We start from the raw sequence: 18,680 nt of genomic DNA, 5'->3' as shown, positions 1-18,680 counted from the left end.
GAGGCGCCGGTCGTCGCGAGTGCCGGTTATCTCCGTTTACACCGTCACATGCGTTTACACGGAAATGAGGCCCGCATGTCCATCGACACCTCCGGCCGGGTGCTGCAAGGCTGGAACCCCGAGGACGAACAACACTGGGACAAGGCCATTGCCTGGCGGACCCTGAGCATCACCACGTTCTCCATGATCCTGGCCTTCGCGGTCTGGTTCCTGGTCTCCGCCATCGCCCCCAAGCTCAACGACATCGGATTCGACCTGTCGGCAGGCCAGCTCTACTGGCTCGCCGCGCTGCCAGGCCTGTCCGGCGGTGCGATCCGCCTGATCTACATGTTCCTGCCGCCCGTCCTGGGCACCCGCAAGCTCGTCGGCATCACCTCGCTGCTGCTCGCGGTGCCCATGCTCGGCTGGGGCTTCGCCGTCACGGACCCGTCGACCCCGTACTGGTGGCTCGTCGTGCTGGCGCTGATGACCGGCATCGGCGGCGGCTGCTTCTCCGGCTACATGCCGTCGACCGGCTACTTCTTCCCCAAGCGCATGTCGGGCACGGCCCTGGGCCTGCAGGCGGGCGTCGGCAACTTCGGCATGTCCCTGATCCAGCTCATCGCCCCCTGGCTGATGGGCTTCACCCTGCTGGGCATCGGTTTCGTCGCCCCGCAGCGCGACACCACCAACGAAGGCGACCTGTGGGTGCACAACGTCGCCTGGTTCTTCGTGCCCTGGGCCATCGTCGCCGCGATCCTGGCGTTCACCCTGCTCAAGGACGTGCCGGTGAAGGCGAACTTCCGCCAGCAGCTGGACATCTTCGGCAACAAGAACACGTGGATCCTCACCGTCATCTACATCATGACCTTCGGCGCGTTCTCCGGCTTCGCCGCCCAGTACGCGCTGCTGGTCAACAACGTCTTCGGCAAGGGCTCCGACTTCGTCGCCCAGGGCTACGACCCCGAGACGCTGCCGAAGGGCGCTGCACTGGCCTTCCTCGGCCCGATGATCGGCGCCGGCGTCCGCGCCCTGTGGGGCCCGCTGTGCGACCGCTTCGGCGGGGCGATCTGGACGTTCGTCTGCGGCGTCGGCATGACCATCTTCACCGTCGTGGTGTCCTTCCTGGTCAACCCGACCGAGCCGGGCCAGTTCTGGTGGTTCTTCGCCGCGATGATGACGGTCTTCTTCTTCTCCGGCCTGGGCAACGCCGGCACGTTCAAGCAGATGCCCATGATCCTCGGCCCCCGCCAGGCCGGCGGCGTCATCGGCTGGACCGCCGCGATCGCCGCTTTCGGCCCGTTCATCGTCGGCATGCTCCTGTCGGCCCTGGACCCGCAGGTCTTCTTCATCGGCTGCGCGGTGTTCTTCGCCATCGCCACGGCGCTGACCTGGATCTACTACGCCCGCCCGAACGCCCCCTTCCCGGGCTGACGGTGATCCCCGTTTGCACGGCCCCCATGCCCCTCACCCAGACGACCGCTCCCGAATCCCACCCGACGAGGAGTCTCCAATGACCACCACCGACACCCGCCCGGGCTCCGGCTCCGGCTCTTCGAATCCCCTGTTCAAGCTCGGCGGGCAACTCCGCCGGGGCACCGTGAGCGAGGACTCGCGGCAGATGTTCCTCAAGGGCGGCCGCGACGCGGACCGCTTCTACCGACAGCGCTGGAGCCACGACAAGGTCGTCCGCTCCACCCACGGCGTCAACTGCACGGGCTCGTGCTCGTGGAAGGTCTACGTCAAGGATGGCGTGATCACCTGGGAAACCCAGGAAACCGACTACCCCACCATCGGCGCGGACATGCCGGAGTACGAGCCCCGCGGCTGCCCGCGCGGCGCGGCGTTTTCCTGGTACACGTACTCGCCCACCCGCATCCGCTTCCCGTACATCCGCGGCACGCTGCTGGATTACTGGCGCGAGGCGAAGGGCCGGCTGAAGGACCCGGTGCTGGCGTGGCGCGACATCGTGGAGGACCCGGAGCGCTCCCGCGCCTACAAGGAGGCCCGCGGCAAGGGCGGCCTGGTGCGCACGACGTGGGATGAGGCGATGGAGATCGTCGCCGCGGCCCACGTGTACACGGTCAAGCGCTTCGGCCCGGACCGCCTGGCCGGCTTCACGGTCATCCCGGCGATGTCGATGCTGTCCTACGGTGCCGGTTCGCGCTTCTACCAGCTGGTCGGCGGCGCGATGCTGTCGTTCTACGACTGGTACGCGGACCTGCCGATGGCCAGCCCCCAGGTCTTCGGCGACCAGACCGACGTCCCGGAGTCGGCGGACTGGTTCAACTCGGGCTACCTGATCATGTGGGGCTCGAACATCCCGCTGACCCGCACGCCGGACGCCCACTTCATGACCGAGGCCCGCTACCACGGCCAGAAGGTCGTCGCGGTGTCGCCGGATTACGCGGACAACACGAAGTTCGCCGACGAGTGGCTGCGCGTTCACCCGGGCACGGACGGCGCGCTGGCGCTGGCGATGGGCCACGTCATTCTCAAGGAGTTCCACCTCGGCGAGCAGACGCCGCGGTTCCTGGAGTACATGAAGCGCTACACGGATTCGCCCTTCCTGGTGCGGCTGTCCGCGCGCGACGGGGCGTATGTGCCGGGCAAGTTCGTCACGGCGTCGGATCTTCCCCAGGATCATCCGCTTCACGACGCCGCGAACGCGGAATTCCGTCCGCTCGTCCTCGACGAAGACGGCTCGGTGAAGGACCCGGGCGGCACGATGGCCGACCGGTGGGGCGATGCGGGCGAGGGCAAGTGGAATCTGCGCCTCGACGACTGTTCGCCGGCGATGTCCGCCATGGGCAAGGAGGGCGCCGAAGCGGTGGAGGTCTTGCTGCCCCGCTTCGACCTACCCGGCGAGTCGACGCCGGAAGGCCCGGTCGGCGCGGGCGTGGTCTCGCGCGGCGTGCCGGCGTTCCGGCTCGGCGATGACCTGGTGACCACGGTCTTCGACCTGATGCTCGCCCGTTACGCCGTGGCCCGCGACGGTCTGCCCGGCGAGTGGCCCGCCGATTACGACGACGCCTCCACCCCGGGCACCCCGGCGTGGCAGGAAGAGCACACCGGCGTGCCCGCCAATGCGGCGATCCGCATCGGCCGCGAGTTCGCCCGCAATGCCATCGAGACCAAGGGCAAGTCCATGATCGTCATGGGCGCGGGAACGAACCACTACTACCACTCGGACACCATCTACCGGACCTTCCTGGCGCTGACCACGATGACCGGCTGCCAGGGCGTCAACGGCGGCGGTTGGGCGCACTACGTCGGCCAGGAGAAGGTCCGCCCGATCACCGGCTGGGCGCAGTACGCCTTCGCGCTGGACTGGCAGCGCCCGCCGCGCCAGATGATCTCCACCGGCTTCTGGTACTCCACCACGGAGCAGTGGCGCTACGACGGCACCGAGGCCGAGCGCCTGGCCTCCCCGCTGCAGGAGGGGTCGTTCGCCGGCAAGACCACCGCCGACACCCTGGTCGAGGCCACCCGCCGCGGCTGGATGCCCTCCTACCCCACCTTCGACCGCAACCCGCTGGCCCTGGGCCAGGAGGCGGCGGACGCCGGGATGGAGCCGAAGGACTACATAGTCAAGGAACTCGAGGAGGGCCGCCTCCGGTTCGCCATCGAGGACCCCGGCAACCCGGAGAACTACCCGCGCGTGCTGGCCAACTGGCGCACCAACCTGCTGGGCTCGTCGGCCAAGGGCACCGAGTACTTCTACCGCCACATGCTCGGCTGCGATAACGCCGTGCAGGGCAAGGAGGTCCCCGCCGACCGCCGCCCGTCGGAGATGGAGTGGCGCGACGAGGCCGCCGTGGGCAAGGTCGACCTGATGTGGACCGCGGACTTCCGCAACACGTCGACGACCCTGCACTCGGACATCGTCCTGCCCGCGGCGACCTGGTACGAGAAGAACGACCTGTCGTCGACGGACATGCACCCCTACGTCCACGCCTTCAACGCGGCCATCGACCCGCCGTGGGAGGCCCGCTCGGACTTCCAGGTCTTCCAGGACCTCGCCGCACGGTTCTCCGACATGGCGCGCACGCACCTGGGCACGCAGACCGACGTCATCGCGGCCCCGCTGTCGCATGATTCGCCGGACCAGATGGCGACGCCCCACGGCGTCGTCAAGCCCTGGTCCGACACCCCGAAGATCCCGGGCGTGACCATGCCCAAGCTGATCCCGGTGGAGCGCGACTACGCCGCGGTCCTGGACAAGTTCAACGCCATCGGCCCCCTGCCGGAGAAGGCCGGCATGGCCACCAAGGGCGTCGCGTTCGACCCCACCCGCGAAATCGGTGAGCTGGCGCAGACCAACGGCGTCGCCCGCGACGGCGCGGCGAAGGGCCGCCCGCGCGTGGATACCGACGTCCGCGCCGCCGAAATGGTGCTGCGACTGTCCGGCACCACCAACGGCCGCCTGGCCACCGAGGGCTTCAAGCACCAGGAAAAGCGCACCGGCGTCGAACTGGCCGACTTGTCGTCCGAGGAAGCCGGCAAGCGCATCACCTTCGCCGACGTCTCCTCCCGCCCCGTGCCGGTGATCACCTCGCCGGAATGGTCGGGCTCGGAGCACGGCGGCCGCCGGTACTCGGCGTTCGTGATCAACGTCGAGCGGCTCAAGCCGTTCCACACGCTCACGGGCCGCCAGCACTACTACCTCGACCACGACTGGATGCGCGACATCGGCGAAGCGCTGCCGGTGTTCCGTCCCCCGCTCGACCTGCACCACCTCTTCGGCGAGGCCGCCCCCGGCACCGTCAGCGTCAACGGCGCCGGTCAGACCGAGGTCGCCGTGCGGTACCTGACGCCGCACAACAAGTGGGCCATCCACTCGCAGTACTTCGACAACCTGCACATGCTCGCGCTCTCCCGCGGCGGCCAGGTCGTCTGGATGTCCCCCGCCGACGCCGAGAAAATCGGCGTGTCCGACAACGAATGGATCGAGGGCTACAACCGCAACGGCGTCATCGCCGCCCGCGCGATCGTCTCGCACCGCATCCCCGAGGGCACCGTGTACATGCACCACGCCCAGGAACGCACCGTCGGCGTGCCGGTGGCGGAGACGTCCGGCAAGCGCGGCGGCATCCACAATTCGCTGACGCGCATCCTGATCAAGCCGTCCCACCTCATCGGCGGCTACGCCCAGCATTCCTACGCATTCAATTACACCGGCCCGACCGGCAACCAGCGCGACGAGGTCACCGTGATCCGCCGCCGCTCCCAGGAGGTTGAGTTCTGATGAAGGTCATGGCCCAGCTGTCCATGGTCATGAACCTGGACAAGTGCATCGGCTGCCACACCTGTTCCGTCACGTGCAAGCAGACGTGGACGAACCGCGAGGGCACCGAGTACGTCTGGTTCAACAACGTGGAGACGCGCCCCGGCGTCGGGTACCCCAAGCAGTGGGAGGACCAGGAGAAGTGGAAGGGCGGGTGGGTGCGCAAGGCCAACGGCAAGGTCGTGCCCCGCGCCGGCGGCCGGCTGAAGAAGCTGGCCACCATCTTCTCCAACCCGGACATGCCGGAGATGACGGACTACTACGAGCCGTGGACGTACGAGTACGACAAGCTTTTGTCGGCCCCGAAGGATTCGAAGCACGTGCCCACCGCGCGGCCGGTGTCGCAGTTGTCGGGCCAGCCGATCGACACCATCGAGTGGTCGTCGAACTGGGACGATGACTTGGGCGGTTCGCAGGAGATCCTCGACGACGACCCGATCCTCAAGTCGATGAACGAGAAGGTCCGCCACGAAATCGAGCAGTCCTTCATGTTCTACCTGCCGCGCATCTGCGAGCACTGCCTCAATCCGACGTGCGTGGCGTCGTGCCCGTCGGGTGCGATGTACAAGCGTTCCGAGGACGGCATCGTGCTGGTCGACCAGGACCGGTGCCGCGGTTGGCGCATGTGCATCTCCGGCTGCCCCTACAAGAAGGTCTACTTCAACCACCACACCGGCAAGGCCGAGAAGTGCACGCTGTGCTACCCGCGCCTCGAGGTCGGCGAGCCGACGGTGTGCTCCGAGACCTGCGTCGGCAGGCTCCGCTACCTGGGCGTTTTGCTTTACGACGCCGACCGCGTCGGCGAGGTGGCGGCAACCGAGAACGACCAGGACCTCTACGAGGCCCAGCGCTCCATCCTCCTCGACCCCAATGACCCGGAGGTCATCGCCGGGGCGCGGGCCGGCGGCATCCCGGAGTCGTGGATCAAGGCGGCGCAGGAGTCGCCGATCTGGAAGCTGATCAGCGTGTACAAGGTCGCGCTGCCCATTCACCCGGAGTACCGGACGCTGCCGATGGTCTGGTACATCCCGCCGCTGTCGCCGGTGGTCGACGCCGTCACCGCGTCGGGCGCCGATGGCGAGGAGCACCGGATGCTCTACACCGCCATTTCCACCATGCGCATCCCGCTGGAGTACCTGGCGGAGCTGTTCACCGCCGGCGACAGCGCCGTGGTGGAGAAGGTGCTGCGCAAGCTCGCGGCCATGCGCTCGTTCATGCGCGACGTGCGCAACGGCCGCGAACCCGACCCGGAGATCGCGGCGGCGGTGGGCATGGACGGCCAGGAGATCGAGGACATGTACCGGCTGCTGGCCATCGCCAAATACGACGAGCGCTATGTCATCCCCACCGCCCATTCCGAATCCGCCGCCACCCCGGAGGGCATCGCCGCGATGGGCTGCTCGCTCGACGACTTCGGCGGGCCCGGCATGCACGACCCGAACATGTCGGCCGAGGAGCTCGCCGCCGAATTCCACGGCGTGCCCGTCCGCGACGTCGCCGCGGGATCCGGCCGCGTGCCCCTGGCCTCGTGGAGCCCGGGCGAACGCCCCGACTCCATGTTCCCGAACAGGTGATGGCGATGGCATTGAACTTCCTGGGCCGCCCGGCGCGGCGCGCGGCGGAATCCGCCCGCGGCGCCGACGTGGCCGAACCCACCCACGTCCCCATGTCCGATGAGCAGCGGCGCACCGTGCTCATGGCCGTGTCCACGCTGCTCGACTACCCCGGCGACGACGCCGAAGTCCGCTGGGAGGCGGTCGCGCAGTCGCTGCCGGCGCTTCCGCCCGAGGCCGCGGGCCCGCTCGAACGGTTCGTGGCGCACGCGCGCGACGTCGGCAAGCGGGCCCTGGAAGAGCACTACGTGGACACCTTCGACCAGAAGCGCCGCTGCAACCTCTACCTGTCGTACTACGCCACCGGCGACACCCGGCAACGCGGCGTCGCGCTGCTGAGCTTCCGCGAGATGCTCGCCGCCGTCGGCCTCGAGCAGGACCGGGACGAACTGCCCGACCACCTCTGCGTCGTGTGCGAGGCCGCGGCGCTGGAACCCGGCACCCCCGACGCCGGCGACGCCATCGCCGCCGACGTGCTGGCCACCCACCGCGACGGCATCGAAGTGCTGCGTCACGCCCTCGCCGGCCGCGGCAGCGCCTACGCCGGGCTCATCGACGCCCTGGTCACCGCCCTGCCGCCGCTCGACGACGACACCCGCGACCGGTACCTCAAACTGGTCACCGCCGGCCCGCCCGCCGAGCTGGTGGGCACCCTGGAGCTCCCCTTTCCCGTCAGCAATCAGGAGACGAGATCATGACCACCTTCGACTACATCCTCTGGATCGCCCTGCCGTGGTTGTGCATCGCGATCTTCCTGGTCGGCACCATCTGGCGCTTCCGCGTCGACCAGTACCGCTGGACCACCCGGTCGTCGCAGTTCCTGGGCAATCGGCTGCTGAAGTACGCATCGCCGATGTTCCACTACGGCATCCTCGCCGTGGCGATCGGCCATTTCATGGGGTTGATCATCCCCAAGTCGTGGACGGAGGCCGCCGGCATCCCGCAGGACGTCTACCACCTGGTGGCGTCGATCGGCGGCATGGTCGCGGCGATCGTGACGGTGCTCGGCCTGCTCGGGCTGCTGTGGCGCCGGCGCACCGACAAGTCCGTGTTCCGGGCGACGACGCCCAACGACAAGTTCATGTACGTCATGCTCGCCATCCCGATCGCGCTGGGCACCACGGCGACCGTGCTCAACCAGCTGCTCGGCGACGCCCACGGCTACGACTACCGCGAGACCATTTCCCCGTGGCTGCGCAGCCTGTTCCTGTTCAGCCCGCAGCCGGAGCTGATGGTCGACGTGCCGCTGTCGTTCAAGCTGCACATCATTTCGGGGTTCCTGCTGTTCGCGGTGTGGCCGTTCACGCGCCTGATCCACGCGCTCAGCGCCCCGGTGGGCTACGTCAACCGCCCGTACGTCGTGTACCGGTCGCGGACGCCGCGGACGACGACGAAGCACTCCGGCGGCTGGGACCCCGTGTCCACGCGTGATCCGGAGAAGGGCCAGGCGAGGTCCAGCGGCGCGTAGCCGTGCGGGTTGGTGCGGGTTGGGCGGCTCCCGGGCGCCTGTGCTTGGCGACGCCCACCGCCTCCACATCCGCCGCACCCGCCGCACCCGCCGCACCCGCCGCTGTGACCTGCGAATCGCACCCCGCGGCCACCACGCCGCGGGGTGTTCCGCGCTTTCGTGCCGAGGAGATGCCACCGGTTTTCGCCACCTGGGCGGATGCGCTTATCGACGCCGCGTTGGCATCTCCTTGGCACGAACGATGATGGGGCGGCCTCCGAAACGGCGTGGGAGCACCCGACCGCGCCCCACTCGGTCGCCGCTCATGGACGCCCGCCGACGCTAACGTTGAACCAACTATCGAGAACCACGGAGAAGCGAGGGAACTGCGGTGAGCATTGGCCGTCGTAAAGCCACCAAGCGCAGGACGCTCGTCGGTGTCACCGCCCTGGTCGGTGCGCTGGCGCTGACGGGGCTGGCCGGATGCACGGGCGGCACGGATGGCGGCGACGGCGAGCGGCGGACGCTGACCGTGTTCGCGGCGGCGTCGCTGCAAAAGACGTTCGAGCAGATCGAGGCGCGCTTCGAGGAGGACAACCCCGACATCGATGTGGTGTTCTCCTTCGACGGCTCGCAGAACCTGGTCGACCAGCTCCAGGCGGGCGCGCCCGCGGACGTCCTGGCCACCGCCGACCTGCGCACGATGGGCCGCGCGGAGGAGGCGGGTGCCGTGCGCGCACCGCAGACTTTCGCCACCAACACCCTCACGCTGATCGTGCCGGAGGGCAACCCCGCCGGGGTCACGGGCCTGGACGATTCGCTTGACGACGCCACCCTGGTCATCTGCGCCCCCGAAGTCCCGTGCGGCGCCGCCACGCAGACAATCGTGGACGCCACGGGCGCCGAGAATTCCCCGGTGTCGGAGGAATCCAAGGTCTCCGACGTGCGCGGCAAAGTCGAGTCGGGGCAGGCCGACGCGGGCATCGTCTACCGCACCGATGCCGCGGCGGCGACGGGCGTGGAGGCCATCGACATCGACGGCGCCGGCGAGTCCGTCAACGACTACCCCATCGCCGTGACCGCCAATGCCGGCGAGGACGGCCAACGATTCTCCGACGCCGAAACGTGGATCCGGGCGGTGCTCTCCGATTGGGGACGCGACATCCTCGCCGACGACGGCTTCGGCCCCGCTCCCGACTCGACGACCGACGCGGCACCCGACTCGGCGCCCGACTCCGCGACCGCCTCGGCCGAGGGACCCGCCACGCGATGACCTCCCACCCACGCTCGACGAGCACCGCTCCCCCGGCCTGGATCGCCGTGCCGGCCGCCATTGCGCTGGCCGTCGCGGTCATCCCGGTCGTGGCCCTGGCGATGCGGGTGCCGTGGGCGCGGGTGCCCGAGCTCGTCGCCTCCGAGGCGGGGGCTGCGGCGCTGGGATTGTCACTGCGCACGAGCCTGGTGTCGGCGGTGATCGTGATCGCCGTCGGCATTCCGCTGGCCGTGCTCATGGCGCGGGCCCGCCGGTGGTCGGGTGCGCTGCGGGTCGCCGTGGTGCTGCCGATGACCATGCCGCCCGTCGTGGGCGGCCTGGCGCTGCTCGCCGCGTTCGGGCGCACGGGCGTCGTCGGTTCGCGGTGGCCGTGGCTTGCGCAGGTCTTCTCATTCTCCACCGCCGCCGTCGTCCTGGCGCAGGTGTTCGTGTCGCTGCCGTTCCTGGTGCTGGCCGTCGAAGGTGCGGTGCGCGGGTTGGATCCTCGGCATGCGGAGGCGGCGGCGGGCCTGGGGGCGTCGCGCAGCCGCATCCTGTGGCACGTGACGCTGCCGATGGTGCTGCCCGCGATCGTCTCGGGCGCCACGTTGTCGCTGGCCCGCGCGCTCGGCGAGTTCGGCGCCACGCTGACCTTCGCGGGGTCGCTGCCCGGCGTCACCCGCACCCTGCCGTTGGCCATCTATCTGGAGCGCGAGAACGATCCCGACCTGGCGCTGGCGCTGGCGGCGGTGCTGCTGGCCATCGCCATCGTGCTCGTCGCCGTCGGCGCCGCCGTGCCGTGGTGGCTGGGCCGCCGGGGCCACCGGGGCCGGGGCACCGATTCCCCCGCCGCCGTCGAGGTGGGGGCGGATGGCGGGGAGGTGGGCGTCGTCAAGCAATTGCGAGCCGGTGGGGACCTGGCTGTGTCCGTGACCGTGCCGGGCGTGCTCGATGCACGGGCGACGGTCCCGGCGGGGCGGACGACCGCGGTCATCGGACCGAATGGCGCGGGCAAGTCGACGCTGGTGCGCGCGCTCGCGGGGCTGCCGGTGCACGGTCCGGCCAGCGTCGGCGGCGGCATTGCGTGCGCGGTGCTGCTGACCCAGGATCCGGCGCTGCTGCCCCATCGCACGGTGCTGGGCAACGTCGAGTTCGCGTGCGGCGACCGTGACCGCGCTCGTCGGGAGTTGGCCGCGATCGGCGTGGCCCATCTCGCGGATCGCCGTCCGGCTTCACTGTCCGGCGGGCAGGCCTCGCGGGTGGCGCTGGCCCGGGCGCTGGCGGCCGACACCGATGCGATCCTCCTCGACGAGCCCTTCGCCGCCCTCGACGCCGCCTCCGCCGCCGCGCTGCGAGGGGTCCTGCACCGCCGGTTGCGGGGCCGCACGACGCTGCTGGTCACCCACGATCCCGTCGACGTGGCCACGCTGGCCGATCACGCCATCGTCATCGAGGACGGCCGCATCGCCGCGGCCGGGGCGCCCGCCGATCTGCTCGCCGCCCCCGCGACGCCGTTCCTGGCGCAGTTCGCGGGGCTGGTCGCCGTGCGGGGCACGGCACGGGTGCTTGACGACGCCACCATCGCCGTCCTCACCCCCGCCGGTACCGAGCTGACCGGCGTGGCCCGCGGCGACATTGGCTCGGGCGACACGGTCGTGGGCCTGTTCTCCCCGAGGTCGGTCACCCTGCATGCGGCGGGTGAGGGCTCGCGGGAATCGAGTGCCCGCAATGACATCGAGTGCACCGTCCGCGCCATCCACCACCAGGGTTCATCGGTCGGGGTGGAACTGGGCGCGGTCGACGGGGAGACCGTGATCATCGCCGAGATCTCCGCCCACTCGCTGGCGACGCTGCGGCTGGCGGAGGGCATGCCCGTCCGGGCGGCCGTCAAGGCCATGCAGGTCCAGGTGCTCCCGGCCGCGCGGTGACCGTGGCTGGGGCCGGGGCTTGCCGGTTCCGTGCTACTTGTCGGCGACGGCGCGGCGGCCGACGAGCAGCCCTCCCAGGATCAGCAGCGCACCGGCGATGCCGGCGAGCACGCCCGCATCCACGCCGGTGACCGGCAGACCGCCGGAAGCCTCGGCGTGCTTGGCGTGGGTGGCCGGAGCGTGCGCCGGGGCGGCAGCGTGGGTCGGGTCAGCCGTGGGCGCCTTGTCGGCCGGAGCCTCCTTGACGGGGGTCTCCTCCACCGGGGCTTCGGGAGCGGCGGGTGCGGCCGGAGCCGGCACGTCCTGGACGTCATCGGCCGACGGCACCGACGGCGCCGAATCCGAGCTGCCCAGCGCGGCCGATCCCAGCGATCCGACGGCGGCGGAGCCAATCGACGCCGAACCGATCGACCCGATGGCGGCCGAGCCCACGGAGCCCACCGCGCTGGAGCCCAGCGACGACGAGCTTGACGACGACCCCAGCGAAGAAGAACCCAGCGACCCGAGAACTGCGCCGGCGATCGTCGCACTTCCCAGGGTCGTCGTTCCGCCCTGCGCGACGGCGAGGGGCGCGGCACCAACGGCACCGATCATCAGCGACGTCGCGGCGGCGGCCCCCACGACGGTGCGACGGACGCTTCGGCGCCCCGTGCGGCGGTCGGCGGAGGTGGCGGAAGTCGCGTTGGTGGAGTGCGTGATGGTCATGCTGGTTCCTGAGCTTTCTTGGCGAAGAGTGACGTCGAGTGAGATCGAGTGGGGTCGAGTGGGGGTCGAGTGGGGGTCGAGTGGGGGTCGTTTACGCGCGGGCGCGGCGGCCGATGAGCAGACCGCCCAGAGCCACCAGGGCAGCGGCGATGCCCGCGAGCACGGCCGCGTCGATGCCGGTGACGGGCAGTCCGCCGGAGGCCTCGGCATGCTCGGCATGCTTGGCGTGGGTGGCCGGAGCGTGCGTCGGGACGGCGGCGTGGGTCGGGTCCGCCGTGGGCGCCTTGTCGGCCGGAGCCTCAGGGGCGGGGGCCTCCTCCACCGGAGCTTCGGGAGCGGCGGGCGCTTGCACATCCTGGACATCATCGGCGGACGGCACCGACGGCGCCGAGTCGGAGCTGCCCAGCGCGGCCGAGCCGAGCGAACCGACGGCGGCGGAACCGATGGACGCCGAACCGATGGACCCAATCGCGGCGGAGCCCAGCGAGCCCACGGCGCTGGACCCCAGCGAGGAGGAACCGAGCGAGGACGAGCTTCCGGACGACGCCGAGCTGCCCAACGAACCGAGAATGGGCGCCCCGATGGCCCCGGAGCCGACCGTCACGGCCGGAGAGTCCTGCGCCAGGGCGGCGGGCGCGGTGCCGACGGCTCCGAGCAGCAACGCGGACGCCGCGACCGCCGCAGTGATCCTGCGGCGGCCGGCGGCGGAAACGGGTCGGGAAATGGCGGTTGCGGTGCCGGCGACAGTGGCGGTGGCGGTGCGATTGACGGCGGCGGTGGCGTGCTTGGGCATCGTGGAATCTCCGTGGCGAGGCTGACTTCACATGTGCGGTAACGGCGTTACCCGCGAACGTTATCGATGTTCACACCGTGAACAACACTCGTCAATTTCCCCACCGGAATCTGCGCCCGCACATACCCCCGCCCGGCCGCCACCCTTCCGACCTGCACGAACATTACATTTTCACTCAATGTGCAAATTCACGGCGGATCCGGAAAACGGACATCACCCGACCAGAAAACCCGCCCCGCGAACCCCAACGAAGTCCACGGCGAAAACAAAAAACCGACCGCGCCCACATGGCGCGATCGGTCTCCCCCCGTTCATCGCGGGCCAAGCCCGCTCATCCCGGTCCGGGCCCGGCGAAGCCCGACCCATCCCCTGGCCCGGGCCAAGCCCGGGTCCGAGCTCGGCCTTGAACCCCTACGGCCGCGTGTGGCCCGTGCCGCGCAAGATCCACTTGGTGGACGTCAGCTCCGGAAGCGCCATCGGGCCGCGGGCGTGGAGCTTCTGCGTGGAGATGCCGATCTCCGCGCCCATGCCGAACTGCTCACCGTCGGTGAAGGCGGTCGACGCGTTGACATTGACGGTCGAGGCATCGACGCGCTCGACGAACGCCTCGCACGCCTTCCAGTCCTGCGCCGAGATCGCCTCGGTGTGGCCGGAGCCGTGCACGTTGACGTGGTCGGCGGCGGCCTCGACGCCGTCGACGACCTTCGCGGCGATGTCGAAGGACAGGTACTCGTCGTTCCAGTCCTCGTCGGTCGCCGGGATGATCTCGCCGCCCCAGGGCAGGTTGTCGGCGTCGCCGTGGACCTTCACGTCGGCCTCGACCAGCGCGTCGAGCACCTTCGCGATCTTGTCGTCGCCAAGCGCCGAATCCAGCAGCACGACCTCGGTCGCGTTGCACACGGAGCAGCGGCGGGTCTTGCCGTTGATCAGCAGTGCAATGGCCTCGTCGACGTCGGCCGAGCCGTCGATGTACAGGTGGCAGTTGCCGGTGCCGGTCTCGATGGCCGGGACGGTGGCGCGGGTGACCACGGCCTCGATCAGGCCGGCGCCACCACGCGGGATGACCACGTCGACCAGGCCGCGGGCGGTGATCAGATCCTGGACGGAGTCGTGGGTCTCGCAGGGCAGCAGCTGCACCAGGTCCTCGGGGGCGCCGTCCTCGGCGAGCACGCCGCGCAGCACCTCCACCAGGGCGGTGTTGGAGTTGACGGCCGACTTCGAGCCGCGCAGCAGCGCCACGTTGCCGGACTTCAACGCCAGGCCGAAGGCGTCGACGGTGACGTTCGGGCGGGCCTCGTAGACCATGCCCATCACGCCCAGCGGCACGCGGACCTGCGACATCTTGATGCCATTGGGCAGCGTCGAGCCGCGCAGCACCTCGCCCACCGGGTCCTGCAGCGCGGCGACCTGGCGCAGGCCGCCGGCGATGCCGGCGATGCGATCCTCGTCGAGCTTGAGGCGGTCGATCAGCGACTCCGCCAGCCCCCGCTCGCGGCCGGCGTCGATGTCGGCGGCGTTGGCCTCGAGGATCTTCGGGGCCTGCGCCACCAGCGCATCGGCGGCGGCGAGGAGGATGCGGTTCTTGCGCTCGGAGGTGTAGCGCGCCAGCTCGAGGGAGACGGCCTTGGCGCGGCGGGCCTTGTCCATCACCTCGTCGCGCTCCGCGGCGCGGGCATCGGTCATGGTCTGGTCAGTGGTCGCGTCAGTCATGGGCCCCAGTGTAGGGACTCCCCCGGGGTGGGCTTCAAATCCTGGGGCTTTGCGACGCCCATGTCCCCGCACATTGGTGTGGCTGCGCGTGAGCGTCGCAAAGCAAGAGGTGGGTCGGCGTCCGGTCGCACCCCGGGACGGGGCTATTCCACGGCAACGTCGGTCCAGGGGACGATCGTCTCCACCCACGGGAACACGACGTTCATGAGGAGGAAGAACAGGCCCACCAGAACGGCCAGCACGATGATGGCCTTCAGCCACGCCGGCCCCGGCAGCGCGCGCCACAACGGCCCGTACATCTACGCCACCGCCTTCGGCTCGACGCCGGCCAGGACGCCGTGGACGATGAGCCGGTGCGTGTTCGACCACTGCGGGTGGCAGGTGGTGAAGGTGACCATGGAGGCCTCGCCATGCGGCGTGACCACCTGCGACTGGTCGGGGGTGACAATGTGGCGGCCCGGCACGCCCGGCACGATCGTGCCCTCCGGCACGCAATCGAAGGCCTCGCCCGCACCGGCCAGGCCGTCGACCGGCAGGACCTTGTAGCGGAAGATGGCCGCCTGCGTTTCGACGATGATGTCGTCGCACGTGCCCAGCCGATCGATGTTGTCGAATGGGGCGCCATTGCCGTCGCGGTGCGCGGCGAAGGAGGAATTGCCCACCTGGCCCGGCAGCGCCGTGCCCGGGTAATGCCCGGGGCCGTTGGCCAGGGTGCCCAGGTCGACGCCCTCGAAGGCGACGAAGTCCTGGATGCCCGCGTTCGGGGCGGTGAGGAACGCCACCGGCGCGCCCTCGGTGCCCCAGCCATCGCCGTAACCGCCGATGGTGGGATCGAGCGGCGGCTGGCCCTCCTCGGGGGCCGGCGCCGGGGCCGCGGGATCGGCCGGGGCGCCGGCGACCCACTGCGACCGGAGGTTATCCGCCGCCTGCGCCTGCGCCTTGCCCGTGGACACTCCCGTCCAATAGAGCTGGTAAAAGACGAACAGGGCGATGATCACGCCGAACGTGATCAGCAGCTCCCCCACAATTCCCGCGATCCTGGACACCATGCCCCGATTATGCCCGCCGCATGCGGCAATGATTAACCCCGGACTCCGGCGCGGGGCTGGAATCCGGGGTGGGGTGCTCGAGGGGTGCCCGACCTACGCGCGGGAGGCGTACTCCGACAGGTAGTCGGCGTGGATGACGGGCTTCTGCATGCCGTCGGGAAGCTCGGCGGTGGTGCGGCCGACCATGCCGGAGAGCTCCTCGGAGTCGTAGGCCACCTCGCCGCGGCCGACGACTTCGCCGTTGGGGCCGACGATGTCCACGATGTCACCGGCGGAGAACTCGCCGTCGATGCTGGTCAGGCCGACCGGCAGCAGGGAGCGGCGGTGCTCGGTGACGGCGGTGACGGCGCCGGCGTCCAGGCGCAGCACGCCCGAGGCGTCGGCGGCGTAGAGGACCCAGAACTGCCACGCGGACAGGCGGTCCTCCTTCGGCGCGAAGGCGGTGCCCACGTCGGCCTGGTCGAGGGCGGCGTCGATGTTCTCCGTCGACGTCAGCAGCACCGGCACGCCGCCGCGGGAAGCCAGGCGCGCGGCCGAGACCTTCGACGCCATGCCGCCGGTGCCCAGCTTGCCGCCGTCGCCGGCGATGACGCCCTTGAGGTCGTTGCCGCTCCACACCTCGGGGACGAACTTCGCGCCCGGCTCGGAGGGGTTGCGGTCGAAGAGGCCCTCGACGTCGGACAGCAGCACCAGCGCGTCGCAGAACGCCAGGTGCGACACCAGGGCGGCCAGGCGGTCGTTGTCGCCGAAGCGCATCTCGGAGGTGGCCACCGTGTCGTTCTCGTTGACGATCGGAATGGCGTGGAGCTGGCGCAGGCGGTCGATGGTGCGCTGCGCGTTGCGGGCGCGCGGGCGGTCGCCGGCGTCGGCCGACGTCAGCAGCACCTGCGCGGTGGTGCGGCCGAAGCGGCCGAAGGAGCGCGACCACTCCTGCGCCAGGCGCACCTGGCCGACGGCCGCGGCGGCCTGCTTGGTGGCCAGGTCGGTCGGGCGCGACGACAGGCCCAGCGGCCCCATGCCCGACGCCACGGCGCCGGAGGACACCAGGATCAGGTCGCTGCCCTTGGCCATGCGCTTTTCCAGGGCCTCGGCGATTTCGTCGATCTTCGCCGGGTCGGTGCGGCCGTCCGGCCCGGTCAGCGAGGATGAACCGATCTTCACCACGATCCTCTTCGCATTGCGGATGCTGTCGCGGGTGGAGCTGGAGTAAGGCGGGTTCATGGGCCCTTTCGTTTCGTCGTTGGCGGGGGCTTGCTGGATGAAATGAAAACTACTGGTAACGCTCGCGCTCGGCCTGTTCTCCGTCGCCGAAGTCGAACTCGTCGATCAGGCCGCGGCGGGCCTGGGAGGCCCGCTTGCGCTCGTCGGCGGAGACGCGGTCGGTGGTCTCCAGGCGCTGGTCGGTGCCGCGGCCGGACGGCACGAAGTCGTCGACGCCGGCGGCGGTGTGCGGCTGCCACTCGAAGGTGATCTCGCCGATGGTGACCGGGCAGCCCGGCACGGCGCCGGCCTTGGCCAGGGCGTCCTCCACGCCGAGCTTGGCCAGGCGGTCGCCGAGGAAGCCGACGGCCTCGTCGTTTTCGAAGTCCGTCTGCAGGATCCACCGGCGGGGCTTGCGGCCCAGCACGATGAAACCGTCCGGATCCTCCGGGTCGCGCTCGATCTCGAAGTCCTGCGTGCGGCCGCGGCGGCCGACGGCCTTGGGCACGATGACGGCCGGCTTCTCTTCCTTCTTCGCCGGGTTGTCCTTGCGGTACTTCGCCACCGCCTCCGACAGGCCGTAGGTCAATTCCTTCAGACCGTCGCGGGTGGCGGTGGAGATGCCGAAGATCGGCCAGCCGAACTCCTCGAGCTCCTCGCGCATGAACTCGGCCATCTCCTGGGCCTCGGGCACGTCGAGCTTGTTCAGCACGATCACGCGCGGGCGCTCGGCCAGGTCGCCGAGGCCGACGTCGCCGGCGAGCTCGGACTGGTAGTTGGCCAGCTCGTGCTCGAGGGCCTTGATGTCGTCGACGGGGTTGCGGTCGGACTCGTACGTCGCGCAGTCGACCACGTGCGCCAGCACGGCGCAGCGCTCGATGTGGCGCAGGAAGTCCAGGCCCAGGCCGCGGCCCTCGGACGCGCCGGGGATCAGGCCCGGCACGTCGGCGACGGTGAAGGACTCGTGGCCGACGTTGACCACGCCGAGGTTGGGCTGCAGCGTGGTGAACGGGTAGTCGCCGATCTTCGGCTTCGCCGCCGACAGCGCGGAGACCAGCGAGGACTTGCCGGCCGAGGGGAAGCCGACCAGGCCGACGTCGGCCATCGACTTCAGTTCGAGGACCAGGTCCTTTTCCTCGCCGGGCTCGCCGAGCAGGGCGAAGCCAGGGGCCTTGCGGGCGCGCGACGCCAGTGCCGCGTTGCCCAGGCCGCCGTATCCGCCCTGGGCGGCGACGTAGCGTGTGCCCTTGCCGGTGAGGTCGGCGAGGACTTCGCCGTCCTGGCTCATGACGACCGTGCCCTCGGGCACCTCCAGCACCAGGTCCTGCCCGCGGGCGCCGTTGCGGTGATCGCCGGCGCCGGGGCGTCCCTTTTCGGCCTTGATGTGCGGGTGGAAGTGGAAGTCCATCAGCGTGTGCACCTGGGGCGAGACTTCGAGCACGATGTCGCCGCCGTGCCCTCCGTTGCCGCCGTCGGGCCCGCCGAGGGGCTTGAACTTTTCGCGCAGCACGGAATTGCAGCCGTGGCCGCCGTCGCCCGCCTGCAAGTGCAGGACGACGCGATCGATGAACCGTGACATGGGGCCTCATTCCTCCGGGTGCTGGGGACGGGGGCCGTGGTGGGGCCCGCGCGCTACCGGTTCCGGGCACGCAAAAGCCGGGTCCGACTTATCGGACCCCCGCATAGCCCCCGATTGTCGCACAATCCGCCGCCCAAC

General features: G+C 70.2%; 14 protein-coding genes. 7 read left to right on the top strand and 7 right to left on the bottom strand.

All coding sequences use genetic code 11. The features are described from left to right. The first annotated feature begins 75 nt into the window (after positions 1–75). From ACFWGD_RS06235 to modB, 7 genes are all read left to right on the top strand, one after another. Positions 76–1,413, top strand: a complete 1,338-nt coding sequence (locus tag ACFWGD_RS06235; RefSeq protein ID WP_377777727.1) for a nitrate/nitrite transporter — start codon at positions 76–78, stop codon at positions 1,411–1,413. Between the two features lie 79 nt (positions 1,414–1,492). Then, entirely contained in the window at positions 1,493–5,227 is a 3,735-nt protein-coding gene (locus tag ACFWGD_RS06230) for a nitrate reductase subunit alpha (RefSeq protein WP_377777726.1), read from the top strand. Continuing rightward, entirely contained in the window at positions 5,227–6,840 is a 1,614-nt protein-coding gene (gene narH, locus ACFWGD_RS06225) for a nitrate reductase subunit beta (RefSeq protein WP_377777725.1), read from the top strand. Before ACFWGD_RS06230 ends, narH begins: the two co-directional genes overlap by 1 nt. Before the next feature lie 5 nt (positions 6,841–6,845). Next, the gene (gene narJ, locus ACFWGD_RS06220; protein WP_377777724.1) at positions 6,846–7,577 is read left to right on the top strand and encodes a nitrate reductase molybdenum cofactor assembly chaperone; all 732 of its coding nucleotides are present in this window, start codon (positions 6,846–6,848) and stop codon (positions 7,575–7,577) included. Next, entirely contained in the window at positions 7,574–8,347 is a 774-nt protein-coding gene (narI, locus tag ACFWGD_RS06215; RefSeq protein ID WP_377777723.1) for a respiratory nitrate reductase subunit gamma, read from the top strand. Before narJ ends, narI begins: the two co-directional genes overlap by 4 nt. 370 nt (positions 8,348–8,717) lie before the next feature. Continuing rightward, entirely contained in the window at positions 8,718–9,599 is an 882-nt protein-coding gene (modA, locus tag ACFWGD_RS06210; protein WP_377777722.1) for a molybdate ABC transporter substrate-binding protein, read from the top strand. After that, entirely contained in the window at positions 9,596–11,506 is a 1,911-nt protein-coding gene (gene modB, locus ACFWGD_RS06205; protein ID WP_377777721.1) for a molybdate ABC transporter permease subunit, read from the top strand. Before modA ends, modB begins: the two co-directional genes overlap by 4 nt. Positions 11,507–11,539: 33 nt before the next feature. Here the strand turns inward: modB and ACFWGD_RS06200 are convergent, their stop codons facing one another. The 7 genes from ACFWGD_RS06200 to obgE form a co-directional block, all read right to left on the bottom strand. Continuing rightward, positions 11,540–12,211 carry a hypothetical protein gene (locus ACFWGD_RS06200; protein WP_377777720.1) on the bottom strand — a complete coding sequence of 224 codons (672 nt, stop codon included), beginning with the start codon at positions 12,209–12,211 and terminating at the stop codon, positions 11,540–11,542. A gap of 91 nt (positions 12,212–12,302) precedes the next feature. Further along, positions 12,303–13,004 (bottom strand): hypothetical protein, encoded by a 702-nt coding sequence (locus tag ACFWGD_RS06195; RefSeq protein WP_377777719.1) that lies wholly within the window; start codon positions 13,002–13,004, stop codon positions 12,303–12,305. A 411-nt stretch (positions 13,005–13,415) separates the two neighbouring features. Further along, positions 13,416–14,714 (bottom strand): glutamate-5-semialdehyde dehydrogenase, encoded by a 1,299-nt coding sequence (locus tag ACFWGD_RS06190; RefSeq protein ID WP_377777718.1) that lies wholly within the window; start codon positions 14,712–14,714, stop codon positions 13,416–13,418. 143 nt (positions 14,715–14,857) lie between these two features. Next, positions 14,858–15,013, bottom strand: coding sequence for a hypothetical protein (locus ACFWGD_RS06185; RefSeq protein WP_377777717.1), 156 nt, complete (start codon positions 15,011–15,013; stop codon positions 14,858–14,860). Continuing rightward, the gene (locus ACFWGD_RS06180) at positions 15,014–15,763 is read right to left on the bottom strand and encodes a class E sortase (RefSeq protein WP_377777716.1); all 750 of its coding nucleotides are present in this window, start codon (positions 15,761–15,763) and stop codon (positions 15,014–15,016) included. Positions 15,764–15,856: 93 nt separating this feature from the next. Further along, positions 15,857–16,984: a glutamate 5-kinase gene (proB, locus tag ACFWGD_RS06175; RefSeq protein WP_377777715.1), complete on the bottom strand. Its 1,128-nt coding sequence runs from the start codon at positions 16,982–16,984 to the stop codon at positions 15,857–15,859. Between the two features lie 49 nt (positions 16,985–17,033). Beyond that, the gene (gene obgE / locus ACFWGD_RS06170) at positions 17,034–18,542 is read right to left on the bottom strand and encodes a GTPase ObgE (RefSeq protein WP_377777714.1); all 1,509 of its coding nucleotides are present in this window, start codon (positions 18,540–18,542) and stop codon (positions 17,034–17,036) included. Positions 18,543–18,680 lie beyond the last annotated feature (138 nt).

The sequence above is a fragment of the Corynebacterium sp. NPDC060344 genome (assembly GCF_042725215.1).
Classification (GTDB): domain Bacteria; phylum Actinomycetota; class Actinomycetes; order Mycobacteriales; family Mycobacteriaceae; genus Corynebacterium.
This window is presented reverse-complemented; position numbering and strand designations above follow the sequence as displayed.